Source organism: Clostridium celatum DSM 1785 (assembly GCF_000320405.1).
GTDB lineage: Bacteria > Bacillota > Clostridia > Clostridiales > Clostridiaceae > Clostridium > Clostridium celatum.
Map to the genome: position 1 here is coordinate 1 of NZ_KB291599.1, position 26,229 is coordinate 26,229.

Annotated in this window: 22 protein-coding genes and 6 pseudogenes; 4 read left to right on the forward strand and 24 right to left on the reverse strand. The window is 28.8% G+C overall.

Annotation, left to right across the window (positions count from 1 at the left end):
- Nucleotides 1–155: 155 nt before the first annotated feature.
- The gene (locus HMPREF0216_RS00465; protein ID WP_005209811.1) at nt 156–737 is read right to left on the reverse strand and encodes a hypothetical protein; all 582 of its coding nucleotides are present in this window, start codon (nt 735–737) and stop codon (nt 156–158) included.
- A gap of 208 nt (nt 738–945) precedes the next feature.
- Between HMPREF0216_RS00465 and HMPREF0216_RS00470 the strand changes: the two genes are divergently transcribed.
- Nucleotides 946–2,193: a BaiN/RdsA family NAD(P)/FAD-dependent oxidoreductase gene (locus HMPREF0216_RS00470; RefSeq protein WP_040418366.1), complete on the forward strand. Its 1,248-nt coding sequence runs from the start codon at nt 946–948 to the stop codon at nt 2,191–2,193.
- A gap of 21 nt (nt 2,194–2,214) precedes the next feature.
- Here the strand turns inward: HMPREF0216_RS00470 and HMPREF0216_RS00475 are convergent, their stop codons facing one another.
- The 4 genes from HMPREF0216_RS00475 to HMPREF0216_RS00490 all read right to left on the reverse strand — a co-directional run bounded on the left by HMPREF0216_RS00475 (nt 2,215) and on the right by HMPREF0216_RS00490 (nt 4,992).
- Nucleotides 2,215–2,964: an acyl-[acyl-carrier-protein] thioesterase gene (locus HMPREF0216_RS00475; protein ID WP_005209815.1), complete on the reverse strand. Its 750-nt coding sequence runs from the start codon at nt 2,962–2,964 to the stop codon at nt 2,215–2,217.
- A gap of 107 nt (nt 2,965–3,071) precedes the next feature.
- Nucleotides 3,072–3,254: a DUF1858 domain-containing protein gene (locus HMPREF0216_RS00480; protein WP_005209816.1), complete on the reverse strand. Its 183-nt coding sequence runs from the start codon at nt 3,252–3,254 to the stop codon at nt 3,072–3,074.
- A gap of 72 nt (nt 3,255–3,326) precedes the next feature.
- Entirely contained in the window at nt 3,327–3,527 is a 201-nt protein-coding gene (locus tag HMPREF0216_RS00485; RefSeq protein ID WP_040418368.1) for a hypothetical protein, read from the reverse strand.
- Between the two features lie 178 nt (nt 3,528–3,705).
- Nucleotides 3,706–4,992 (reverse strand): adenylosuccinate synthase, encoded by a 1,287-nt coding sequence (locus HMPREF0216_RS00490; RefSeq protein WP_040418370.1) that lies wholly within the window; start codon nt 4,990–4,992, stop codon nt 3,706–3,708.
- A gap of 177 nt (nt 4,993–5,169) precedes the next feature.
- On the opposite strand from HMPREF0216_RS00490, the gene HMPREF0216_RS00495 reads away from it, so the two are divergent.
- Nucleotides 5,170–6,342, forward strand: a complete 1,173-nt coding sequence (locus HMPREF0216_RS00495; RefSeq protein ID WP_040418372.1) for an NAD(P)-dependent malic enzyme — start codon at nt 5,170–5,172, stop codon at nt 6,340–6,342.
- 66 nt (nt 6,343–6,408) lie between these two features.
- Here the strand turns inward: HMPREF0216_RS00495 and proC are convergent, their stop codons facing one another.
- The 12 genes and pseudogenes from proC to HMPREF0216_RS00555 form a co-directional block, all read right to left on the reverse strand.
- Nucleotides 6,409–7,209 (reverse strand): pyrroline-5-carboxylate reductase, encoded by an 801-nt coding sequence (proC, locus tag HMPREF0216_RS00500; protein WP_005209824.1) that lies wholly within the window; start codon nt 7,207–7,209, stop codon nt 6,409–6,411.
- Nucleotides 7,210–7,449: 240 nt separating this feature from the next.
- Entirely contained in the window at nt 7,450–8,787 is a 1,338-nt protein-coding gene (locus tag HMPREF0216_RS00505; RefSeq protein ID WP_005209826.1) for a replicative DNA helicase, read from the reverse strand.
- Between the two features lie 154 nt (nt 8,788–8,941).
- Nucleotides 8,942–10,840 (reverse strand): Lon family ATP-dependent protease, encoded by a 1,899-nt coding sequence (lonC, locus tag HMPREF0216_RS00510; RefSeq protein WP_005209827.1) that lies wholly within the window; start codon nt 10,838–10,840, stop codon nt 8,942–8,944.
- A 12-nt stretch (nt 10,841–10,852) separates the two neighbouring features.
- Nucleotides 10,853–11,299: a 50S ribosomal protein L9 gene (gene rplI, locus HMPREF0216_RS00515; protein WP_005209828.1), complete on the reverse strand. Its 447-nt coding sequence runs from the start codon at nt 11,297–11,299 to the stop codon at nt 10,853–10,855.
- A gap of 25 nt (nt 11,300–11,324) precedes the next feature.
- Nucleotides 11,325–13,271 carry a DHH family phosphoesterase gene (locus HMPREF0216_RS00520; protein ID WP_005209831.1) on the reverse strand — a complete coding sequence of 649 codons (1,947 nt, stop codon included), beginning with the start codon at nt 13,269–13,271 and terminating at the stop codon, nt 11,325–11,327.
- Between the two features lie 20 nt (nt 13,272–13,291).
- Nucleotides 13,292–13,585, reverse strand: a pseudogene (locus tag HMPREF0216_RS00525) (MazG-like family protein).
- A 175-nt stretch (nt 13,586–13,760) separates the two neighbouring features.
- On the reverse strand, nt 13,761–14,003 hold the full coding sequence (gene rpsR, locus HMPREF0216_RS00530) for a 30S ribosomal protein S18 (protein WP_005209834.1): 243 nt from the start codon (nt 14,001–14,003) through the stop codon (nt 13,761–13,763).
- Nucleotides 14,004–14,039: 36 nt separating this feature from the next.
- On the reverse strand, nt 14,040–14,498 hold the full coding sequence (locus tag HMPREF0216_RS00535) for a single-stranded DNA-binding protein (RefSeq protein ID WP_005209835.1): 459 nt from the start codon (nt 14,496–14,498) through the stop codon (nt 14,040–14,042).
- Nucleotides 14,499–14,514: 16 nt separating this feature from the next.
- The gene (rpsF, locus tag HMPREF0216_RS00540; RefSeq protein ID WP_040418375.1) at nt 14,515–14,802 is read right to left on the reverse strand and encodes a 30S ribosomal protein S6; all 288 of its coding nucleotides are present in this window, start codon (nt 14,800–14,802) and stop codon (nt 14,515–14,517) included.
- A gap of 109 nt (nt 14,803–14,911) precedes the next feature.
- Nucleotides 14,912–15,100 (reverse strand): DUF951 domain-containing protein, encoded by a 189-nt coding sequence (locus HMPREF0216_RS00545; RefSeq protein ID WP_005209837.1) that lies wholly within the window; start codon nt 15,098–15,100, stop codon nt 14,912–14,914.
- Nucleotides 15,101–15,142: 42 nt separating this feature from the next.
- Nucleotides 15,143–15,992: pseudogene (locus HMPREF0216_RS00550) on the reverse strand (mechanosensitive ion channel family protein).
- A 21-nt stretch (nt 15,993–16,013) separates the two neighbouring features.
- Nucleotides 16,014–16,253: a putative Se/S carrier protein gene (locus HMPREF0216_RS00555; RefSeq protein WP_005209841.1), complete on the reverse strand. Its 240-nt coding sequence runs from the start codon at nt 16,251–16,253 to the stop codon at nt 16,014–16,016.
- Between the two features lie 238 nt (nt 16,254–16,491).
- Here HMPREF0216_RS00555 and HMPREF0216_RS00560 point away from each other — a divergent pair, with 238 nt between their 5' ends.
- Both HMPREF0216_RS00560 and yyaC read left to right on the forward strand, forming a co-directional pair.
- Nucleotides 16,492–17,649, forward strand: coding sequence for an aminotransferase class V-fold PLP-dependent enzyme (locus tag HMPREF0216_RS00560; protein ID WP_005209847.1), 1,158 nt, complete (start codon nt 16,492–16,494; stop codon nt 17,647–17,649).
- Nucleotides 17,650–17,715: 66 nt separating this feature from the next.
- Nucleotides 17,716–18,281: pseudogene (yyaC, locus tag HMPREF0216_RS00565) on the forward strand (spore protease YyaC).
- Between the two features lie 88 nt (nt 18,282–18,369).
- Here the strand turns inward: yyaC and HMPREF0216_RS00570 are convergent.
- From HMPREF0216_RS00570 to mnmE, 7 genes and pseudogenes are all read right to left on the reverse strand, one after another.
- On the reverse strand, nt 18,370–18,867 hold the full coding sequence (locus tag HMPREF0216_RS00570) for a DUF4446 family protein (protein WP_005209851.1): 498 nt from the start codon (nt 18,865–18,867) through the stop codon (nt 18,370–18,372).
- A gap of 36 nt (nt 18,868–18,903) precedes the next feature.
- The gene (locus HMPREF0216_RS00575) at nt 18,904–19,782 is read right to left on the reverse strand and encodes a ParB/RepB/Spo0J family partition protein (protein WP_005209852.1); all 879 of its coding nucleotides are present in this window, start codon (nt 19,780–19,782) and stop codon (nt 18,904–18,906) included.
- Nucleotides 19,783–19,796: 14 nt separating this feature from the next.
- A pseudogene (locus HMPREF0216_RS00580) lies at nt 19,797–20,559 on the reverse strand (ParA family protein).
- A gap of 403 nt (nt 20,560–20,962) precedes the next feature.
- Nucleotides 20,963–21,733, reverse strand: a complete 771-nt coding sequence (noc, locus tag HMPREF0216_RS00585; protein ID WP_040418378.1) for a nucleoid occlusion protein — start codon at nt 21,731–21,733, stop codon at nt 20,963–20,965.
- A 271-nt stretch (nt 21,734–22,004) separates the two neighbouring features.
- Nucleotides 22,005–22,723 (reverse strand): annotated as a pseudogene (gene rsmG, locus HMPREF0216_RS00590) (16S rRNA (guanine(527)-N(7))-methyltransferase RsmG).
- A gap of 3 nt (nt 22,724–22,726) precedes the next feature.
- A pseudogene (mnmG, locus tag HMPREF0216_RS00595) lies at nt 22,727–24,615 on the reverse strand (tRNA uridine-5-carboxymethylaminomethyl(34) synthesis enzyme MnmG).
- Between the two features lie 9 nt (nt 24,616–24,624).
- Nucleotides 24,625–26,004: a tRNA uridine-5-carboxymethylaminomethyl(34) synthesis GTPase MnmE gene (gene mnmE, locus HMPREF0216_RS00600; RefSeq protein WP_005209872.1), complete on the reverse strand. Its 1,380-nt coding sequence runs from the start codon at nt 26,002–26,004 to the stop codon at nt 24,625–24,627.
- Nucleotides 26,005–26,229: the final 225 nt, after the last annotated feature.

Sequence of the window (26,229 nt, forward strand, 5' to 3'; positions counted from 1 at the left end):
GTGGTGTCTTGACCGCTTGACCAAGGGGCCTAAGTTTCATTCATTTCGTTGCGCTCTCCCGAGCACATTACCTATAATACCGAAAATTAAATAATGTGTCAACACTTTTTTAAAACTTTTTTTTATTTTTTTTTACAACTTATTTTAAATAACGCCTAAAGCAGCATTTTTACTGGGTTTTTAGGGTTTTTAATTTTTTCTATTGCTAGGCCATATCTAGCTAATATTTCTTCCTTTTCTTTAATTTCTTTATTTATTTTTTTTATTTCAAAAGAACATATTTCAAAAAATTCTTCTTTATCTATTTCATTAATACTTATATTAAATCCACTTTTTTTAAAATTTTGTCCTGATGCTACAATCTTTATAGGAATATTATTATTTATAACACATAAAATTTCTTTTTCCCATATTCCTCTTTTATTTACTATGTATTTATCTCTTAATAAATTTAAGCATTCAAATTTATTATTAAATTGTTCTTCTACTGTTTCTAAAATAACTTTATATAGTGCAACTGAAATTCCCCTATTTAATTTTATCTTTAAAAAATCATCATACTTTATTAGAAATTCATCAACTTCTCCCTCTGTAATAAATTCTATATCACTTTTAGAAAATACCTTTATTCCCTTATTACCAGGATAGTTAACTACCGCTTGCTCATAATTTAATCTTCTAACTTTAAACTCCTTTCCATAATCCTCTAAGTTAGAATTAATAACTTTAGCTATCATTAAATAATCACCTCTACAATAGTATTCCTTAGTTTAATTAGTTATATTACTATGTTAGAATTATTTTATTATGTTAGAATTTAAATAATTTATTAGTGGCATATTAAATTTATTTAATTATGAATTTAATATTTTATTATAAATTATATTTATATCATTTATAATTTTTAAATTTTAATTCTTAACTTATAAAAAAGGGGTGTTTATTTTGATACATCATGATTTAATAATCGTTGGTGGTGGTGCATCTGGATTAATGGCTGCAATTACTGCTAAGGATTTTGGAATAGACGTTGCAATTGTTGAAAGTACTGATAGAATTGGTAAAAAGATTTTAACTACAGGTAATGGTAGATGTAATATCTCAAATAACTGCATTAAACCACCATTTATTAATTATCATAGCTCTAATTCTAATTTTAAATTTTCAGCGCTAGAAACATTATCACTTAAAGATACTCTAGACCTTTTTATGACTCTTGGTCTACCTATTACAGCTATGCCAACAGGTAAGCTGTATCCCCAATCATTACAAGCCTCTTCTGTTGTTGATATTTTAAAAATAGCAATAGAAGATAGAAATGTACCTTTATACACAGCTTGTAAAATAAAAACTATCCACAAGGATAAAATCTTTAAGTTATCCACAACCAATGAAGATTATAAGTTATTCACAGCCAATAAAATAATTTTAGCTTGCGGAGGAAAAACTGCTCCAAAAACAGGTTCTGACGGCAGTGGTCATTCTTTAGCAAAAAGTTTTGGTCATAAGATAACTTCATTATTACCTGGAATAGTTCAATTAAAATTAGATTATCCGCAACTAAAAGCTTTGTCTGGTGTAAAATTTGATGGTTACGCTACCCTTTTGGTTGACGATAAAGAAGTAAAAAAAGATTTTGGTGAAATTTTATTTACTGACTACGGAATTTCTGGTCCTCCAATACTTCAAATTTCAGCATTAGCATCTCAAGGCACTTATAATAACAAAAAGACAGAGGTAATCGTTGATTTACTTCCAAGCTATACTTATGAGGAACTTGAAAACTTTATAGAGTGTCATTTTGCACTCTTTGGTCATAGACCAATTATTAATGCTTTAATTGGTGTTGTTAATAAAAAAATAATTCCTATATTATTAAAGGAATGTGGTATAACAAATCTTCAATTGCCTTGTTATGAATTAACCTGGAAGGAAAAGAAACAATTAATTAATACCTTAAAGTCTTGGAAATTCACATGTACTGGTACTAATGATTTTAACCAAGCACAAGTTACAATCGGTGGCGTTGATACTAAAGATGTAAATTCAGAAACTTTAGAATCAAAACTTGTTGAAAATCTATACTTTACCGGTGAAATATTAGATGTTCATGGTGATTGCGGTGGATTTAATCTTCAATGGGCATGGAGTTCAGGCTATACAGCTGCAAAATCAATTGCAGAAAAAAACTAAGTTGCGTAGCAACTTAGTTTTTTATTTTAATTTTTCCCATCTACTAGTTAATATTGTTAACTCTTTACCTTCTTGATCTGAAATTTTATGAAGAATAGTTAATTTCTCTTCTTGTTCAATAATTTGACAAGCTGCTGTTATTTCTGCTCCATATTTACATTCTTTTTCAAATATTACGCTAATTTCTTTCATCTCATAATTTAATACAATATCTAGCGGTAGCGACTCTATAGCCCATTCAACATATCTAACATTATTTACATGCATATTAGAGTCTATGTCACCATATCTTACTTTAAAATTAGCATGATGCATTTCTTCTGTTAATTTTTCTAATTTTGTTGGTTTAATATCCTCACAATTTTCTAACTCAACACCATATGCTATATATTGCTCTTCTGGAATCCTTACAGCTCTTCTTTTATCGATATTTATTAAAAGAAATATCCCTTCACCCTCTACTATCTTCTCATTATTTTCATCATATATTTCGTATCCCCTTGATGCATAAAACTTCTTAAAACTCTTTGCCATTGTTATAACTTTTATTTTCTCTCCATATTTAGGATATCTATTTACCTTTATATCATATTTATAAAATACCCATGCTAATCTTTTTTCTGTTAAATAATTAATTCCAACACCTAATTCTTCTGATTGTTTACCACCAATATCACAAAAGTAATTAATTATAGATGATATTTTACAATCTAATTTATAATTAGCCTCATAATAATGAACTTCATACTCTTTTTCTGTTATAATTCCCATAAAACCTCACCTCTCTAAAAGTAAAATAACTTATATTTAACTTATATTTTATCATATATTAAAATCATATTAAAAATAAAAGGACCCAAATTTTATGGATCCTTTTACTATTTATTTAATGCTTCTAATAATTCATCTAAATTTATTCCATGAACATATGCTGCTTCTTCTATAGTTTCTGCTTGAGCTGATGGACATCCTACACATCCCATACCAAAGCTCATTAAAATATCAGCCTTATTAGAATTTGCCTTTATTACTTCTCCTATTGTCATATCCTTAGTAATCATATTATATTAATCTCCTATTAAAAACTATTGAAATATATTTCTAAATAAATTATATATATTTAGAAATATATTTCAATATAAACTACTTGTAGTGCTATTAATTTTACTAATTACAGAATTTATATCTATTCCATATCTTATCCCTACATCCTCTAAGCTCGATAATTGATTTTCTGTATTCCCATAACATGGTACTCCATAACTCATTAATATATCTGCAACTCTAGGATCTTGATATATTGCATCATTTAAACTTGTATATTTATCTATCATAACTAACACTCCTACTATCTTTATATTTATTAGTAGTTTGTTCACAAATTTAAATAATATTCTTAAAATCATTAATATACTTAAAATATATAACCATATTTTCATATAAAAATAAGAGCTTAATATTAAATATATAAACTCTTATTTTTAAACAGATATATTATTATATTAATTTTAATTATAGAGGTTTAACTCTCATTGTTTGGTCTCTTCTTGGTCCTACTGATACTATAGAAATTCTTGTGTCTGTTAATTCTTCAATTCTTTCTAAGTATTTTCTTGCATTTGGATGTAATTCTTCATAGCTTCTAGCATCTGCTACACTTTCATCCCAACCATCAAACTCTTCATATATAGGCTCACATTTAGCTAAATCTTCTAAACTTGCTGGGAAATAATCTATTACTTCATCATTAAATTTATACCCAACACACATCATTACCTTATCTAATCCAGCTAATGTATCTATCTTTGTAACTGCTAATGAAGTTAATCCACTAACTCTTACAGAAGTCTTTAAGATAACTATATCAAGCCAACCACATCTTCTTGATCTACCTGTAGTTACTCCGTATTCATGTCCTTTTTCTCTAATCCATTCTCCAGTTTCATCTTCAAGCTCTGTTGGGAATGGTCCTTTTCCTACTCTTGTTGTATAAGCCTTAGCTATACCTACAGCATTAGTAATCATATTTGGTCCTATACCAACACCACTAGCAACTCCCCCTGCAGTAGTATTAGATGATGTTACATATGGATAAGTTCCATAATCTATATCAAGAAGCATTCCTTGAGCTCCTTCAAATAAAACAGTCTTATCCTTCTTTATATCTTCATAAACCCTTACTGAAGTATCCTTAACAAATGGTTTTAACTTTTCTGCATACTTTGAGTATTCTTCATATATTTCATCAAAGTTTAAGGCTTCTCCACCAAGTATTTTAGTTATATAATCATTTTTTAGTTCTATATTAGAAATTAATTTTTCTTTAAATACCTCTTTATTGATAAGATCACAAACTCTTATACCACATCTTTCAAACTTATCAGTATAACAAGGCCCTATTCCCTTACCTGTAGTTCCTATATCATTTTTCCCTCTAGCTTGTTCTTTTAACTTATCTAAAATCTTATGGTATGGCATTATAACATGAGCTCTATCACTTACTATTAGCTTTTCTGGAGTTACTTTAACTCCTTCTCTTTCTAAATATTCTATTTCAGAAAAAAGAGCTATCGGATCAACAACTACACCATTTCCTATTACATTAAGTTTTTCATCATGTAATATACCTGATGGTATTAAGTGAAGCTTATATTGTTTATCTCCAACCTCTACAGTATGACCTGCATTATTTCCACCTTGGAATCTTACAACTACTTCAGCTTCTTCTGCTAAGTAATCTGTCATTTTACCTTTACCTTCATCGCCCCACTGTGCCCCTAAAACAATAAATGCTGACATTTTATACGCCTCCTCTAAGACTTTATATATATTAAATTTATATTTTATTAAAATTTCTCTACATCTCATACTATCAAAACAACAAATCTTTTTCAAGATTAAATTCGAATATTTTTTTGATTTTATTTTATATAATTCGTATAATATACTTATAAGTTATTTGAAAGGATGTTTTTTATGAGTATATATGAGGAATCACTAATTTTTCACGAAAAATATAAAGGTAAACTTGAAATAAAATCTAGAGTTAAGGTGGAAAATTCACAAGACTTATCTCTTGCCTATACACCTGGTGTTGCTGAACCTTGCAGAGCAATACACAAAGATCCATCTGCAGCATATATGTACACAAGAAAATGGAATACTGTTGCTGTTATTTCTGACGGTACTGCTGTTTTAGGTCTTGGAGACATTGGTCCCTTAGCTTCATTACCTGTTATGGAAGGAAAATCTGTATTATTTAAGGAATTTGCTGATGTAGATGCTTTTCCTATAGTTCTTGATACTAAAGATGTTGATGAAATTGTTGAAACTGTAGTTAGAATTGCTCCTACTTTAGGTGGAATAAATTTAGAAGATATATCTGCACCTAGATGCTTTGAAATAGAAAAAAAATTAAAAGAAAGATTAAATATTCCTGTATTCCATGATGACCAACATGGAACTGCTATTATAGTTTTATCTGGTTTAATAAATGCACTTAAAATAGTTAATAAGAACATAGAAGATTTAAAAATAGTTGTTAATGGTGCTGGTTCCGCTGGTACTGCAATAACTAAACTTTTATTATCATATGGTGCAAAAAACATAGTTGTTTGTGATAGAGATGGTGCTTTAAATAGAGATATTGAATATTCAAATAAATATTTTGAAGAACTTGCTAATATAACAAATCCAAATAATGAATCAGGAATATTAAAAGACGTTATTAAAAATGCTGATGTATTTATAGGAGTTTCTGCACCTAATATAGTTTCTAAAGAAATGGTTAAATCTATGAATTCTGATGCAATCTTATTTGCTATGGCTAATCCAACACCAGAAATATTCCCTGATGATGCAAAAGAAGCTGGAGCTAAAGTTATTGGTACTGGGCGTTCTGATTTCCCTAACCAAATAAATAACGTTTTAGCCTTCCCTGGAATATTTAGAGGTGCTTTAGACGTTAGAGCTACTGAAATTAATGAGGAAATGAAAATAGCCGCAGCTCATGCAATTGCAAATTCTGTTTCAAAAGAAGAATTAAATCCAAATTATATTATTCCAAAAGCATTTAACTTAGAAGTTCAAAAGAAAGTTGCAGAAGCAGTTAAAGGAGCTGCAATTAAAAGTGGTGTTTCAACTATTTAATTCTATAAAAAATAGAACCTACAGCAAGGTTCTATTTTTTATATCCTTATTACTTTCATAAATGCACTACATATTCTTTGATTTATCTGCACACTTTTCTACTGCACTCATAACTGTATTTCTAAAACCATTCTTTTCAAGATCTATTACAGCTTCTATAGTAGTTCCTCCTGGTGAACAAACCTCATCTTTTAGTACACCAGGGTGCTTTCCTGTTTCAAATGCAAGCTTTGCTGATCCTAATATAGCTTGCTCTGCTAATTTATATGCTTTAACTCTAGGTAGTCCAAGCTTAACTCCTGCATCTGCCATTGCTTCTATAAACATAAATACATAAGCCGGTGATGAACCACAAAGTGCAATAAATGCATGAAAATCTTTTTCTTCTAAAACTTCATATTTACCAAATAAATCATATAATCTTCCTACATATTGTAATTCCTCTTCAGTTATATTTTTATTAGGACAAATAGCAGACATACCTTCCCCTACTAATGCAGGTGTATTTGGCATAGTTCTTACCACTTTAATATTCTTACCAAACCATTCTTCAATTTGTGCTATAGTAATTCCTGCTGCTATTGATATTATTATTGTATTTTCTGTAACTAAATCCTTTATTTCTTCAATGACCTCCTTAAAGAAATAAGGCTTTACAGCTAAAAATAATATATCTGAATTTCTAACAACTTCTTTATTATCAGTAGTTGTTTTAACTTCAAAATCATCACTAATTTTTTCAGCTGATGCTTTACTCTTTGTTGATACAATTAAATCTCCTAGTGCAATCTCATTAGACTTAACCATAGCGCCAAGCATAGCCTTACCCATATTTCCACAACCAATAAATCCAATTCTTTTTTTCATTTATATTTCCACCTTTCTTATTATTAACATATACTAATAATCTTTATAGTTAAATATATTTACTTCTACAACATATTCCTAACTTAAAAATAAAAACTTATCCACAGCTATACTTTTTAAAAGTTTTCCACAGAAAATAAAACTATATTTAAAAAATATTATTTTAAAGTTATCCACAATTTTTATTTATAAAAAATACCCTAAAGTTCCTAATTTATTAAAACTTTAGAGTATTCTTATTTATTCTTTATGAACTAAATCTAAATCAGCAAACTTAGAGTGAGCTCCAACCCAAGCCATTTTTACAGTCCCAACTGGGCCGTTTCTTTGCTTAGCTATAATACACTCACCAATACCTTTTTCTTCTGTTTCCTTGTTATAATACTCATCTCTATATAAGAACATAACAACATCGGCATCCTGTTCTATTGAACCTGATTCTCTAAGGTCAGATAGCATAGGTCTATGGTCTGCTCTTTGTTCAGGAGCTCTAGATAACTGTGATAATGCTATTACTGGACATTCCATTTCCTTTGCTAATGCCTTAATAGATCTTGATATCTCTGATACTTCTTGTTGTCTATTATCACTACCTGCACTCCCAGACATAAGCTGTAAGTAATCTATAAGTATCATATCTATACCGTGCTCCATTTTTATCTTTCTGCACTTAGATCTCATATCCATAACACTTATACCAGCAGTATCATCAATATAAATTTTAGCTTTTGCTAATGGTCCTGTTGCTCTTGCTATTCTATCCCAATCATCATCCTCTAAATTACCTGTTCTAAGCTTTAACATATCAACATTTGCTTGAGAGCATAATAACTTATAAGCTAATTGCTCTTTTGACATTTCCAGAGAGAATATAACTACACTTTTTCCTTCCTTTAATGCTGCATTTTCTGCAATATTTAAAGAGAACGTAGTTTTTCCCATTGAAGGTCTTGCTGCAATAAGAACCATATCTCCTTTTTGGAATCCTGATGTTTTAGCATCTAAATCTTTTATTCCAGACCCTACTCCAGTTATTTCACCTTTATTATTAAATAATCTTTCTATTTCTTGAAACCCTCTTTCAAGAACATTAGAAAGTGGTTCATATTCCTTAGAATCTTTCTTTTCTGCTATATCAAAAATCTTTTTTTGAGCTAAATCAATTACTTTCTCTACATCTCCACCAGAATTATAACTTTCTTCAATAATTGCTGTTGACGATTTTATTAATTTTCTTAGAGTAGATTTCTCTTCAACTATTCTTATATATGAGCTTAAGTTCGCTGTAGTTGGTACTGATGCACTTAACTCCGATATATAAGTAACACCACCAGCTTTATCAAGCGTATCTGTAGTTTTTAAATATTCCAACAAAGTTACTAAATCTACAGCCATATCTTTTGAATACATTTCTCTTATTGCCTTATATATAGCTTTATGACCATCTCTATAAAAATCTTCTTCTTGCAATTTTTCTAAAACCTGAGCAATGGCACTCTTATCTATTATCATTGCCCCTATAACTGACTGCTCAGCTTCAATACTTTGTGGTAAACTTCTCATCATAGGTGCTTCCATAAGTAACCCTCCCTCCAAAGTTTTTTATTTTAACGTATTTTTTATCATAAAGTTATTATAACAAAATAATAAGAAATTAATATTACTTTGTATAATAAATATCCTTTTTCACATAATAAAATTAAGCTTCCTATAAAAGGAAGCTTAATCTACATTACTTCTCAAATACTATCTCCATAAGTTCCTCTATATGACTTATTGATTTTACTTCAATATCTTCAAGTCCAAGAGGAACTTCTTTTTCGTTATCCTTTGGTACAGCTACAAGTTTAATTCCTTTTCTTCTAGCTCCATATATTTTTTCAAATATACCGCCTACTGGTTTTACCTTACCTCTTAAAGAAATTTCCCCTGTTATTGCAACATCTTGACGTATTGGCTTATTAGTAAGAGCACTAATTATACAAACTGTAATAGCTGCTCCTGCTGAAGGTCCATCAATTTGACCTCCTCCAATTACATTTACATGAACATCATAATCTTTAATATCTTTATCTGTTATTTTTCTTATTACAGATGCAGCATTAAATACAGAATCTTTTGCCATAGAACCAGCTGTATCATTAAATTTTATAGTTCCATTTCCTTTTTTCTTAGCAGGAAATGCTGCTGCTTCAATTTCTATAGTAGATCCTAAGAAACCACTTACACCTAATCCGTATACATGACCAACTTCATATTTATCTAAATTATCTATTCTTTCAAAAGGTGAGTATCTACCAATTGAAATTACTTCTTCAACATCTTTAACAGATATCATATTATGACTTTCTTCATTTTCTAAGCTATATAATGAATAACCATAAGCATCTGATAAAATATTTACAGCCTTTCTACCTTCTATAGTATATTGACTTATTAAATGTGCAACTCCATCCTCTAAAGTTACGTTTAACTTCTCAGAAGCATTATTAACTATACCTTCTATATCTTTTGAAGATAATGGTTCAAAATATACTTCTGTACATCTTGATCTTAATGCTGGATTTATTTGACTCGGGTCTTTAGTTGTTGCACCAATTAATACAAAATCAGCTGGTGCTCCGTTATCAAATAAATATTTTATATATGCAGGTATATTTTCATCATCTGGATCGTAGTAAGATGATGAGAATTCAACCCTCTTATCTTCTAAAACCTTTAATAATTTATTTTGAAGTATTTCATCTAATTCACCAATCTCATCAATGAATAATACTCCACCATGAGCCTCTGTAACTAATCCAGTCTTTGGCTCAGGAACTCCGATTTCAGCTAAATCTCTTTTACTTCCTTGATATATAGGATCATGTACTGAACCTAATAAAGGATTTGTAATTTCTCTTGGATCCCATCTAAGTGTTGTACCATCTACTTCAACAAACTTTGAGTCTTCATCAAAAGGTGTAAATTTAAGCTTCTTTGCTGCTTCTAATGCCAGTCTAGCAGCTGAAGTTTTACCAACCCCTGGTGGCCCGTAAAGTATTATATGTTGTGGATATGGTGATGACATTTTTGAAATTAATGATTTTACAGCTCTTTCTTGCCCTACTATTTCATCAAAGTTCTCAGGTCTTAAAAGAGTCATTACATTTTTATTTATACGCTTTGAATCTAACTTTTCAAGCCTTTCTAACTTTGCTGCTGTCTTAGTATTTTCAGTTCCTTTTTGCTTTTTTATGATAGATAATCTAAGTTCATCCATAAACTTATCTTGTCTTTCAACTAAAGCTTTTTCTACTTCAGATTCTATTTTATTTTGAACATATTTTTTAGCTATATTTTCAGATATCCAATAAATAACATCCTCTAAAACCTCAGTGGCTGTATCATCATTTGGAACCACCTTAGCCCCGTTCCCATCTGATGCTATAACATTTAATGCATAAATTCTATCATTTACCTCTGTTGAGTTAACATACTTTTGTAATTTAAATCTTACAGTTCTAGCTCTTATAGCACCTTCATCAAGAACATTCTTAAGAACATCAAATAATACGTTAACTTTTACTTCTAAAGGTAAATCACTTTTTACTAATTCTTCTAAGTTGATTCCTTCTTTAATTAAATTCAATGTTAATCCTCCTTATTGTTTAGGAACAATAATAACCTTCATCTTTGTTGATACTTCTGGATATAATTTAACTTCTATTTCATATCCACCAGCCACTTTTATAGTATCCATAACTATTTTCTTTTTATCTATTGATAAGTTGAATTTGCTATTAATTACTTCTGCTATATCTTTGTTAGTTATTGCTCCAAATAATCTTCCACTTTCTCCAGCTTTCGCTTCTATACTAACTTCTTTTCCCTTTAATTCAGCTGCTAATTTTTGAGCTGCTTCTAATTCTGCAAGCTTTTTCTTTCTTTCATTTTCTTTCTTAGCGTTAACAACATGTAATGCATTTGCTGTTGCTTCTTCAGCTAATTTTCTAGGAAATAAATAGTTTCTTGCATATCCATCTGATGCTTCTATAACATCACCTTTTTTCCCCATCTTCTTAACGTCTTGTAATAAAATTACCTTCATTGCTTTACACCTATCCTTTAATATTTTATTTTTTATCCTTTATCTTATAATGTTTATTTATTGCCTCTTTTAATAAACTTACTGCATCATCGATATTAACATTTAATTTAGCTCCAGCCATATTCATATGACCTCCTCCACCAAGCTCTTCTAATATAACTTGAACATTAACATCTCCTGATGATCTACCACTTATTATTATAGCATTATTTATCTCACATAAAACAAAACATACATCTATTCCCGAAATACCTAATAACTCATCTGCTGCCCTAGCTACTATCACAGTATTTTTATTAGTAGGAGGTGATATTGCTATTGCTAAGTTATCATATACTTCTGCACTTCTTATAATTTCTGCTATAACTAGATAATCTTCTAAACTATCAGTAAACATTTTTTTAACGGCTACAGTATCTGCACCTAAGGATCTTAAAAATGCTGCTGCATCAAAAGTTCTAACACCGGCTTTAAATTGGAAACCTTTCGTATCCATAAATATACCTGCTAAAAGACCTTCTGCCTCTAGCTTATTGATTCTAGGTTTTTGTAACATATATTGGATCAATTCTGTTACCATTTCAGATGTTGATGAAGAATATACTTCAATATAATTTAATAAAGTACCTTCAATAATATCAGCACTTCTTCTATGATGGTCTATTATTATTTTTCTATTTATTTTTTCTACTATAGATAAATTATTTACATATCCCTTATTATGCACATCTACTATTATTAATAACGTTTTTTCATTTATATTTTTTTCAGCATCTTCACTAGATATAAATAAATTATCATATTTTGAGTCTTCTTGTAGTTTAGACATATAATATTCAACGGCATTTGTATCATTATCCATAATAATATTGCAATTTTTACCTAGCTGTTTTACTGCTGACCATATTCCAATAGATGCACCTAAGCAATCCATATCTGGACTCTTATGACCCATTATATAAATATTGCTACTTTCAAAAATCAATTCTCTTAATGCTTGAGATATAACCCTTGCTCTAACCCTAGTTCGTTTTTCAAGTTCACGAGTATTTCCACCAAAAAAGGTTATCTTTTCATTATTTTTAATAACAACTTGATCTCCACCTCTACCTAGAGCTAATTCTTTTGCTGTAACGGCATTATGATAGTTTTCCTCTGGGCTACTTCCCCCTCTTCCAATACCAATACTCAGGGTTACTTCTAATTTATTTCCTCTATCAATCTTAGATATACTTTCTAATATATTGAATTTAGAATTAATTTCATCATTTATATACTTATCTTGTACTGATAAAGCATACTTATTAAACTCATATTTAATACTCATTGATTTTAGCTTCTTACTATAAGAATTAATCATTTTTTCAACCTCTGCTGCTAGCATTGGTCTATTTATTTCATCTGTACCTTCTAGGGCTTCTGATAAATTATCTACTTCAATTAGCATAATACTTTCTTTAGTAGAATTTATATCTCTTAAATTACTTACCTCATTAAAATATACTACATATTTTTCATCTTCATTTTCTTCACTAATTTTATTAGCATATATACTATAAAATGAATCTTTTATTTTTACTCTTTGGCTTAAATCCCTATCACATTTTAATAGCTTATGCAAATCTAAGTTTCTTGCTATAGCTAATATATTTTCATCTTTTAAATCTAATAAAAACAGTTCTTCCTTTAACCTTTTATTTGCCCATAAAATATTACCATAACCATCAATTAAAGATATAGGAAATGACGCATTAGAAATATTGTCATTTATATTATTCTTAATTCGTAAAATTATATCATTTGCTATTTTGGTTTCTAAATATTCATTATATAAATACTCTCTTGATACTATATAAGTTAATAATAAAATACTAGCTAAATAAAATTGGTCAGCATAATATAATAGTATAATAATTATTATAGATATACCTGTTATAATTAAAGATTTATGCCTTTCGAGCTTTTCTTTCATAAAAGCCTCCTAATTAATTATTAATAGCGTTCTCGAATATGTTTTTGAAGCTTACTTAGGCTCTTACCTTCCTTTTCATACTCATGCTCTTCAGCTATTCCTAATTTTTATTTTTTTCTCATATCATCATCAACTTCAGCACAACTATAACCTAATTTTTGAGCTAATACATATAAAATTAAAATGGCACCAGATATACAATTTAATATAGCATCTTGAGCAATATTAGTTCCCTTCGTTAAAAGTGAAAAAAACTCTCCTATTATACATAGTAAATTTGCCTTTAGCTCTTCAATTATTTTTATATTTGCCATAATATTTAATTCTTCTTTCTTCTTCACCCTCTTCACCCCTTTAATACCTTGTATTTATATTTTAATTATTTTTCATTATTTATGCAACTAAATAGCATTGTAATTACAATTTATGTAATTATTTTTCTATATAAAAATAAAAGCCCCTGAAACTCAGGGGCTAATAAATTTATTACTATTCAGTTGTGAATGGTAATAAAGCTATGTTTCTTGATCTCTTGATAGCATCAGTTAATTGTCTTTGATGCTTAGCGCAAGTACCAGAAATTCTTCTTGGAAGAATCTTACCTCTTTCTGTAACAAATTTTCTTAATTTGTTGATATCTTTGTAATCTATTGATTCAGCTTTATCTACACAGAAAGCACATACTTTTCTCTTAGATCTTCTCATTTTTCCAGATCTTTTCATTTCTCTCATGACGTTCCCTCCTTATAAAATAATTAGACTTTTTTTCTAGAATGGCATATCTCCATCATCTACTGGTGTCATGTCTTCATCGAAATTCATTCCACCAAATACATCATTTGATGAATGTGAATAATCAGCTCCGCCACCATTGTATGAATTTCCGCCATTACCAGCTCCATTACCTCTTGATAAGAAGCTTACACCATTGAAGGTATCAGCAACGACTTCTGTTACATATCTTTTAGTACCGTCTTTTGCATCATATGATCTAGTGGAAATTCTACCGCTTATAGCAATTTGACTACCCTTACTCATATATTGAGCAGTGTTTTCAGCTTGCTTACCCCATATTACTACAGGGATAAAGTCAGCACTTTTCTCACCAGATTTGCTGTTATAATTATCAACTGCTAAAGTTAAGGTGGTTACTGCAGTTCCGTTTCCTGGAGTATATTTTAGCTCAGGATCTTTTGTAAGTCTGCCTATAAGTATTACCTTATTCATTTATACACCAACCTTATTAGTTTTCTTGTTTAACAATGATATGTCTTATAACACCATCAGTGATTCTGAATACTCTGTCTAACTCTTTTGGTAATTCAGGATTAGCTTCGAAGTTAACTAAAGTGTAGTAACCTTCATTAACTTTGTTTATTTCGTAAGCAAGCTTTCTCTTACCCCAGAAATCAACATTTTCAACTTTTCCTCCACCATTTACTATAACACCTTGGAATTTTTCGATATTAGCCTTAACAGCTTCTTCGTCTAATGATGGGTGTAATATAAATATAGTTTCGTACTTTCTCATCATTTTCACCTCCTTTGGACTAACGGCTGCATTAAAATATCAATGCAGCAGGGATTACAATTTTAAATTTTATCACTTTATTCATTCTATTTCAAGTATTTTTATTTCATTAATTAGATTTAACGACCTTTTTTGCATCTTTTTGGAATTTAATACGTGGAATCATAACTATTCTTCCGCAACCAACACATTTAATTTTAATATCAGCACCTAGTCTAATAACCTCAAACTCCTTACTTCCACAAGGATGTTGCTTTTTCATTTCAACAATATCTCCTAAATCAAAAGTTTCAATCATATTTATTCCCCCTACTTTCCTTAATTTTAATACTTTACTTTATTATTTTATAATTTTAGTCTTTGGATATGGAATTTCTATTCCAGCTTTATCTAAAGCAAGTTTTATATCTTTTCTCAACTCTCTTTCCATTTCCCATTGACTTAATGGTTCTGCTCTTCCTATAACCCTAATAGTTACTCCAGATGCATTTAATGAAAAAACACCTCACTTCTACTTCTCCTCTAAGCTTTGCTTGGTGCTTTTCCTCAAATTTCTTACATACATTTTTCATTAATTCAATAGTTGCATCAACATTTTCTTCATATGCTATTTCTATATCAACTATAAATCTTATATCTCCTCTAGAGTGATTTGTAACTTCTAAAACTGATCCATTAGGTATTAAATGTAAATCGCCTGTAAAATCTCTTAATACAGTTGTTCTAATTCCTATACTTTCTACTATTCCTGAAAAAGCACCTATTGTAACATGATCTCCTACTCCATATTGATCTTCAAATAATACAAAAAAACCATTAATTATGTCTTTTACTAAGCTCTGTGCTCCAAGACCAATTGCAAAACCACCTGCACTAGCTACTGCAACTGGAATTTTAGCAAATATATCTGAAAGCATAGCCCCTATTCCAACAACATATACAGTATATTTTAATACACTCTTTAGAACTTCTCCTATTGTTTTTGCTTTCTGTGGATCTAGTGAAAAATTAGTCTTACTTGCAACTTGTCTATCAACAAATTTTTTTATAAGCTTATTACCTATTCTTATTACTATATACATTATTATAGATATAAGAATAATAGATAATAGCTTCTTTAATATTTCATCTACCCAAGCAAAGCTAAGCACAGACTCTATTTTCTGAAATACATAACCTTTAAAATCCATTTATAAGCTTTCACCTTCTTGCTATTTAACTAATATATATTCTGTATTTTCTTTTTTATATATATTTTTAAACTCAATAATATTACCATCTATTATTCTTTTTATTTTCTCTTCTGATTCTATTCTTATGCAAATTACACAACTTTGAGTTATTAAAGTTGGAGTTGGCATTATTCTTAATTCATAATTTAACTCTTTTAATTTTTTCTCTCCTGACATTGCGTCGTGAGTATTTTTAAATACTATAATATAATAATTCATCGTTCTCCTCCATCTAATTTATTCTTAATTATATTATAACTGTTTTTGAATTTTAATAAATATATTAATACTTTCCTTTTATTTTATATCTAATACAAAATACATTGCATTTTTTTATATTTATCTTATCATATTTATATAAAACATCTTCTATTTTATTTAAGTAGAAAATGTACGTTAATTTTCATAAAATTTAATTTTTAAACTTATATTAAAGATTAATTTAAAGGAGTTTTATATGAGAGTATATTTAGATAACAGTAGCACATCTTTTCCTAAACCAAAAGTTGTTGCTGATTCAATTTATAATTATTTAGTAAACATAGGTGGTAACCCCGGTAGAGCTAATCATTCAAATGCATTAGAGTCAAATAGATATTTATATATGGCAAGAGAAGAAATCGCTAGTTTTTTCAACTATGACAAAATAGAAAATGTTATATTTACTAATAACATAACATCTTCTTTAAACATATTAATTAATGGAATATTAAAAAGTGGAGATCATGTTATTACTTCATCTATGGAGCATAATTCTGTTATTAGACCACTTTATAATTTAAAGCAAACGCTTAATATAGAATTAGATATTGTTAATGCAAATTCTAACGGAATCATTAATGTTGATAATATACAAAAGGCAATCAAACCAAATACAAAATTAATTGTCATAACTCACGCTTCAAACGTTACAGGATCAATTCAACCAATTAAAGAAATTGGAGAACTATGTAAAAAAAATAATATATACTTCATATTAGATAGTGCTCAAAGTGCCGGCGTTATTGATATAGATTTTAAAGCTTTATCTTTAAATGCCTTAGCTTTTACTGGTCACAAAAGTCTTTTAGGACCCCAAGGAGTAGGTGGTTTTATTATTGATGATGAATTAAATAAAATATGTAATCCATCAATATTAGGTGGAACTGGAAGCCTATCTCACTCTTTATCTCAACCTGACTTTTTACCTGATAAATTTGAGTCTGGTACTCTAAATATTCCTGGAATAATAGGATTATATGAAGCAATTAAATTTATTAAATCCCAAGGATTGAGTACAATCTATGAACATAATAATTACCTGCGTTCATATTTAATTAATGGAATTTTAGATTTGGGAAATTTTTCAATACATGGTGAAATCTCTAGTGATAAAAGTACATCTTGTATTTCAATTACTCATTCTAAATTAGATGTAAGTGAATTATCTTATATTCTAGACTCTGATTTTAATATAAGTAATAGAAGTGGATTACATTGTGCTCCTTTAGCACATAAAACCATTGGAACTTATCCTGAAGGTACAGTAAGGCTTAGTTTAGGTTACTTTAATACAGAAGAAGAAATTAGATATACTTTAGATTCATTAAACAAAATAAATTCTCTATATAAATAATTCACGTATTTTTGAATATGTTAATCCATTATTGGCCATAATCTTCAATATAAGGAGGTTATTTCAATGGAAAACTGTTTTTCTGTAGACTCATTTTCTCCTACAGCTAATTCCGAGATTGGAGAATATTTATATAAAAAATTAAGTTCTATGGTGATAGATAATAGACCTATTATCTTCTTATGTATAGGTACTGATAGAGCAACTGGAGATTCCCTTGGCCCTTTAATTGGATATAAACTTAAAAATTTAAACATAAAAATATCCATATTTACGGCTCATTAGAATCACCTATTCATTCAATAAATTTAAAGTCTATCTTAGATAAAATTAACGATAACTTTATTAACCCCTTTATTATTGGAATAGATGCATCCTTAGGAAATGTTCAAAATATCGGTAAAATATTCATTGAGGATTTGCCTCTTCGTCCTGGTTTAGCTGTTAACAAATCTCTTCCTACTGTTGGTGAAATGAGTATAAAAGGTGTCGTTAATATATCAGGAAATTTAGAATTTATGCTTTTACAAAACACTAGATTGTTTGTTGTTATGTCTTTAGCTGATTCTATTGCTCAAGGCATTGAACATTTTGTTATGAAAAGTTCAAAGCTTAATTCAGTAGAATATTAATTTATAATAAACAAAAAAAGCCGTAATTAAAATAATAATATATATTTATATTATTATTTTAGTACAGCTTTTTAATTATAACTTTCTATTAACTATTTATAGCTTGATTTAATACATGCAATTCTTCTTCAGATAAATCATATCTTGATATTCCTTTATCTATCGGTTTAGCATATGTAGTACTATCTTGTCTCGAATAAATTCCAGTTATAATAACACCATCATTATATGAATCTAATATAGCAATTGAAAAACTTAAATCACTTCCTACATTTTCAAATGCCTTATATCTCATTACAGCAACTTTATTTACGCAACCTTTCATTTCTTCTGAAAGTTTTTTACACTCATTAATAGCATCTTGTGAACTATTCATTGCTTTTTCAATATTATCTAAATTTAAGTTAATAACTTCTTCTAAATTCTTATTATTAACTCCCCTCATCATTTTTCTATATCTCTTTTTTAGCTTACTTACTGATGCTAACAATATTATTGTAATTATTAAAAGTAAAAAAGTTATAAGTGCTAATCCAATTATTATAAAGGCTGAATATTGATTAATTAGCTCTATTATTTTGTCCATTTATCTTTCGTCCCTTCAAATGTTTCACGTGAAACATTATAAATTAATTATCTCTAGTATTCTTTGCAAATCTTCCTCTGAATAATATTCAATCTCTATTTTACCCTTATTATTTTTATTGCTTATATTTACCTTAGTCACAAAATAACTTTCTAACTGATTCATAATTTCCTTGTAATATGGATTACTTTCACTTCTAGTACTCTTAGTAGTTTTTCCATTTTCACTTTTCATTTTTTTAATTAAGAATTCAAGCTCTCTAACCGATAATTTATCATCAATTACCTTTTGTGCTAATTCATATTGAACTTTATTATCTATTATGCTTAATAAAGCTCTTCCATGTCCTTCAGATATTACACCTTCGATTAAATACTGTTGAACATTTTCACTTAAGTTTAAAAGTCTCATTGTATTAGTTATTGAGACACGTGATTTTCCTAATCTTTTGCTTAGTTCTTCTTGTGTTAAATTAAATTCTTCTATTAACTTTTTATAAGCAACAGCTTCTTCAATGGAATTAAGATCTTCTCTTTGAATATTTTCTATTAAAGATACCTCTAAAACCTGTTTATCTGTTAAATCCATTATTATAGCTGGTACTTCTTTTATATGAGCTAATTTCGCTGCTCTCCATCTTCTTTCTCCTGCTACAATTACAAATTCTGAATTATCCTTTTTTAAAATAATTGGTTGTATTATTCCATTGTGTTTTATAGATTCAGCTAATTCCATTATCTTTTCATCATCAAAATATTTTCTTGGTTGGTTGTCAGTACTTTTAATTAAGTTTATATTAATCAACTCAACTCCATTAGATTTATTAGCTTCATTACTTATAATACTATTTTTCATAGTATCCTCTGGTATAAGAGCATTTAGACCTTTACCTAATCCAAATTTTTTACTACTCATTTTTATTCACCTTTCTATTGCATACTTAAGAATTCTTTTGCAAAACGCTTATAGGCTGCTGCCCCTTTACATTTTTCATCATATAACATAATTGGTAATCCAAAGCTTGGTGCTTCAGCTAATCTTATATTTCTAGCAATAGTTGTTTTATATACTTTATCATTAAAGAACTTTTTGGCTTCTTCATATACCTCATTACTTTAAATTAGTTCTAAAATCATACATAGTCATAAGTACACCTTCAATTTCTAGTGCCTTATTTAATGATTTTTTTACTAATTGAATTGTATTAATTAATTGACCAACCCCTTCTAAAGCATAGAACTCACATTGTATTGGTATTAATACAGAATCTACAGCTGTAAGAGCATTAATTGTTAAAACTCCTAAGGATGGAGGACAATCTATAAAAATGAAATCAAAATCATCTTGTACTTCTTCTATTTGTCTTAATAATATTGTTTCTCTTTCTTTAACATTTATTATTTCAACCTCTGCACCTGCTAACTCCATAGTTGATGGTGCAATAGAAAGATTAGGAATTAATTCACTTTTTATAATTACATCCTTTAAAGAAGTATTAGCTGTTAATACATCATACATAGAAACCTCTAAGCTTCTTTTGTCTAATCCCAATCCACTAGTAGTATTTCCTTGCGGATCAATATCAATCGTTAATACTTTATAACCTTCCATTGCTAAATAAGCACATAAGTTAATGTTAGTAGTAGTTTTACCAACTCCACCTTTTTGATTAAAAATACATATCTTTTTCATAAAAGCCCTATTTAAGGACTTCACCCCCTTCCCATACATCTATTATATAGATTTTCTATATATAATTAAAGATATACATATTAAAATTAAAGTAAAAATCACACATTTTTCTTCTAAAATTGTTTCACGTGAAACATTGAGTTATATTGCGAGCTAAGATGTGCCAAAAAGATTGCAATGTCGCCTTCAAGAATTGTCATAATTTCGTCAAAAATTAATATCTTCTTTTAGCAGGAAACATTAACTTAAAAATCTGTCTCCAAAATAAATTAGCTAAAAGTTAAAGTAGAAAAAGTGATGATATAACTGAAATCATATTAATTTCTAAAATGTTATATCATCACTTTTTTTGTTAACTTTAAGTCTCAATTTAACTAAAAAGCACCCGTTAGGGTGCTTTTTTTTATTTATTTTTAGGGATAGAAACTGTAATTTCAATACATTCTTCTTTATCTTGAAGTTTATACTCAGCTGGAATATTGAATTTACTTAATACTTGTTTAATCGTATTAACATAAAGCTTTCCTGGTAAAACGCCTTTACCCTTTCTCTTTTTCATTTGCTCTCCAGCTAGTTTTAATAATTCTGCATTAATTAATTCTTCTGTCTTTTTTACATTAAGTCCATTTTTAATTACTTTTTTTATAACTTTTAATTGTAACTCTTCATCAGGTAATGTTAATAAGGCTCTTGCATGTCTTTCTGTAAGATTATTTTCTAAACATAATTCCCTTACTTTTTTACCTAATTTAAGTAACCTTAATTTATTAGCAATAGTAGATTGTTTTTTCCCCATTCTTCTTGCTAATTCTTCTTGTGTAAATTTATGATCATTAATTAAATTGTAGTAAGCCTCAGCTTCTTCAATAAAATTCAAGTCTTCTCTCTGTAAATTTTCTAATAATGCAATTTCTGCTGATTGTGTGTCTGTTATTTCAATTATGTTACATGGAACTACATCAAATTTGGCCATTCTAGCAGCTCTCCATCTTCTTTCTCCTGCAACTAATTCATATTTTTCCCCTATTTTTCTTACTGTAATAGGTTGAATTATTCCGTATTGTTTAATAGACTCACTTAATTCATTTAATGCATCCTCATTAAAAAACTTTCTTGGTTGATAAGCGTTCGGAAATATATTCTCCACTTTTATGTTTACTATCTCTTTTTTCATCTGCCTGACCATCCCTCATAATTTGTTAATCAACATATTATTTCATATTTTAACAATTCGCTTTTTCTTTTTTATTTCCTTCCATATGTAGACTACTTTCATAAGATAAATTTACTTACTATTCGTTAATATTTTACACTATTTTTCTCTATGTTTCTATTTAAGATTACAATCCTATTTATCTTATATATCACCCCTTATTCTTTTTGTATAAACTTTGAATAAAAGAGGTGATATAACTGTTTTATATTTTTTTACTTTAAATATGTTATTACTTTAGAGGCTTCTTGTTAACTGTTCCAGCTTTTCTAGGATAAGTTTTAGGACATTCTTTTACTTTCTTAACTTCAACAATATTATGCTTTAAATCAGTTTCCTCAATTGATACTTCAATAATTTCTTTTAATTCTCCACCTAATATTTTTATTGCATTTGAACCATTTTCTAGCTCTTCATCTATAGAAGGCCCTTTTAATGCTACAAAATAACCACCTTTTTTTACATAAGGCATACAAAACTCTGATAATACTGCCATATTTGCAACAGCTCTTGATGTAGCTATATCAAACTTTTCTCTCAGCTCTGGTTTTCTCGCACCATCTTCTGCTCTTGAATGTATTGTTGTAACATTCTTTAGTCCTAATTCTCTAACAACAATATTTAAAAAGTTAATTCTTTTATTAAGAGAATCTAAAAGAGTTATATGTGCATTTGGATGTAATATTGCTATTGGCATTCCTGGGAAACCTGCTCCAGTTCCAACATCAATTATTGTCTTAGCATTTCTTATAGCGTCAGATTTAAAAGCCTTCATACAATCTATAAAATGTTTCTTTATAAACTCTTCATCTTCTATAATTGCTGTTAAATTTATTTTTTCATTCCATTCTTGAACAAGTCTCATATATTTTATAAATTGTTCATTTGAGTTTCTGTTAATTCTAAATTAACATCATTTGCAGCTGCTTTCATTAAGTCAAAAAACTTCATCAATTAGTCCTCCTGTTTTTTCTTTTTATATTGGTGCTCTAAGTATATTAATAATACTGATATATCTGCTGGAGATACTCCTGATATTCTTGAAGCCTGACCTATACTTACTGGTCTAATTGCACTTAACTTTTGAATAGCTTCAACTCTTAATCCTTTTACATCATTATAATCTATCTCTTCAGGTAATATTTTCTTTTCAAATTTTCTAAATTGATTTACTTGTTCTAATTGGCTTGTTATATATCCTTCATATTTAGCTATAATATTAACTTGTTCACCAATATCATCTGTATATTCTGGTCTTTCAGGGTCTAATGGTGCTAACATGAAGTAGTCTAATTCTGGTCTCTTTATTAATTCATACATTCTAATAGGTTTTTTAAGCTCAGTAGAATTAAGAGATACTAAGAATTCATTATTTTCTCTCTTATTAGTTATTTGTAATTCTTTTAATCTTTCAACTTCATTCTCTATATTAGCTTTTCTATTTAGGAATCTGTTATATCTTTCATCTGTTACTAATCCAACATTTCTACCTATTTCAGTTAATCTGAAATCCGCATTATCCTGTCTTAATAATAATCTATACTCAGCTCTAGATGTCATCATTCTGTATGGTTCATTAGTACCTTTTGTTACTAAATCATCAATTAAAACCCCTATATATGCATCAGAACGAGTTAAAATCATAGGATCTTTCCCTTGAACTTTTAATGCTGCATTTATACCAGCAACTATACCTTGTGCCGCAGCTTCTTCATATCCTGAACTACCATTTAATTGACCTGCTCCATATAATCCCTCAATAGTTTTAAATTCTAATGTTGGTTTTAATTGCATTGGGTTTATTGAATCATACTCAATTGCATAAGCAGTTCTTAAAAGTTCAACATTTTCAAGACCTTCTAAAGTTCTATACATTTTAACTTGAACATCTTCTGGTAATGATGAAGACATTCCTCCAACGTACATTTCTAATGTATCTTCACCTTCAGGTTCTACGAAGATTTGGTGTCTATTCTTATCAGGGAATTTCATAACTTTATCTTCTATAGACGGACAATATCTTGGCCCTACCCCTTCAATGCTCCCATTGTACATAGGTGATCTATCGATGTTATCTCTTATAATATTGTGAGTTTCTTCATTTGTGTACGTTAACCAACAAGAAACTTGTTCTCTATCTATATTGTCATGCATAAATGAAAATGGAACTATCTTTTTATCACCAGGTTGTTCTATCATTTTAGAAAAATCTACTGATCTCTTGTTAATTCTTGCTGGAGTTCCAGTCTTGAATCTTCTCATTTCTATTCCAAGATCCATTAAATGTTGTGTTAACTCATTAGCAGCAGCCAAACCATTAGGACCACTATTATAAGTTACATCTCCAATTATTATTCTAGCTCTTAAATATGTACCTGTTGTTAGAACTACAGCTTTACACTTAAAAAATGCTCCATTTTTAGTTAAAACTCCAACAACTTTTCCATCTTCAACTTCAACGTCAATAACTTCTAATTGTCTAACTTCAAGATTTTCTTGATGTTCTAAAACACTCTTCATTCTATTTTGATATTTTTTTCTATCAGCTTTGCTCTTAAAGAATGTACAGCTGGCCCTTTAGAAGTATTAAGCATTCTTGATTGGATAAATGTATTATCTATATTTACTCCCATTTCTCCACCTAGTGCATCAACTTCTCTTACAAGATGTCCTTTTGCTGTACCACCTATATTAGGATTACAAGGCATTAAACCTATAGCATCAAGATTTAATGTGCATACTAATGTCTTTAATCCCATTCTAGCTGATGCAAGCCCTGCTTCACATCCGGCATGACCTGCACCAACCACAATTACGTCATATTCTCCTGCATTATATCTCATTTTCTACTCCTACTTTCCTACACAGAAATCTCCAAATATTTTATTTACTAAATCCTCTTCTAATTCATCACCTGTAATCTCATTTAAAGCTCTTAAAGATGAAGTAACAAAAATAGATATTAAATCTAAATATTCATTCATTCTTACTCTACTTAAAGCATTCTCTGCATTTTCTAATGCTCTAAATAACGCTTGCTTATGTCTTGAATTAGATATTATTAAACTTTCAGCATCAATTTTCCCACTAAAGAATAGTTCTTTTATTGTATTTTTTAAATCTCCTAATCCAATCTCTTCTTTAGCAGAAATTTTAATTATATTTTCAAAATTACTTATTATATTTTCATCTATTTTAGATTCTAAATCTATTTTATTTAATATTACTACGCACTTTTTATCGCCAACAGCATCAATAATCTCCCTATCTTCATCATCTAATTCTCTTGATGAATCAAGAACTAATAATACTAAGTCAGCTTCTTCAATCTTTTCTTTTGATCTTTCTACTCCAATTTTCTCAACAACATCTTCTGTTTCTCTAATTCCTGCTGTATCAATTATCTTAACTGGAATACCATCTAAATTTATGTACTCTTCAATTATATCTCTTGTAGTTCCTGCTATATCTGTTACTATTGCTCTCTTTTCTCTTAATAAAGCATTTAATAATGATGATTTACCTACATTAGGCTTACCAACTATAGCTAAGCTTAATCCTTCTCTAATAAGCTTTCCTTCGTCTGCACCTTTTAAAAGTACTTTCATTTCATTTATGGCTTTTTCTAAGCTTTCTCCAACTCTTAAAGGTATACTTGGATCTACTTCCTCATCATCTTCTGTAAAATCTACGGCAAATTCAACTAAAGCTAATACATTTAACATATATTCTCTTAATTTATTAATCTCTTTAGATAAGTGTCCTGTACTTTGCATTAATGCAGATTTCATTGCTAAATCTGTTTTAGCTTTTATTATATCCATAACTGCTTCAGCTTGTGATAAGTCTATTCTTCCATTTAAAAAGGCTCTCTTTGTAAATTCTCCAGGCTCTGCAAGTCTAGCTCCAGCCTTAATTACAGTTTCTAAAACCTTATTAGTTGAAACTACTCCACCATGGCAATTAATTTCTATTACATCTTCTGCTGTAAAACTTCTTGGTCCTTTCATAAAACTAATTATAACTTCATCAATAAGTTCATTAGTTTCTACATCATAGATATGTCCGTACTTCATTGTGTAAGATTTCATATTCTTAATATCATCATTACTCTTAGGTTTAAATATTTTTGAAACTATATCTAATGCTTTATCTCCTGATATTCTTATAATTGCAATACCACCTTCTCCTAAAGCAGTTGCTATTGCGCATATTGTATCAAATTCTTTCATTAAAATCCTCCGTTAACCAATGGATAACTAGAAATGGCTAATCTTTGCCATTTTCCATTCTTTTTAATTATTATGCCCTATTTTCGCTAATATTCATTTTACAAAACTATTTTATATAAGTCAAAATTCTATAATATAACTTAATTTTAAAAGATATAACATAATTCTTGCCTTTTAAATAATTTTTTAGAACAAATCGAGTAGGAGGAAAATAATTATTTTATT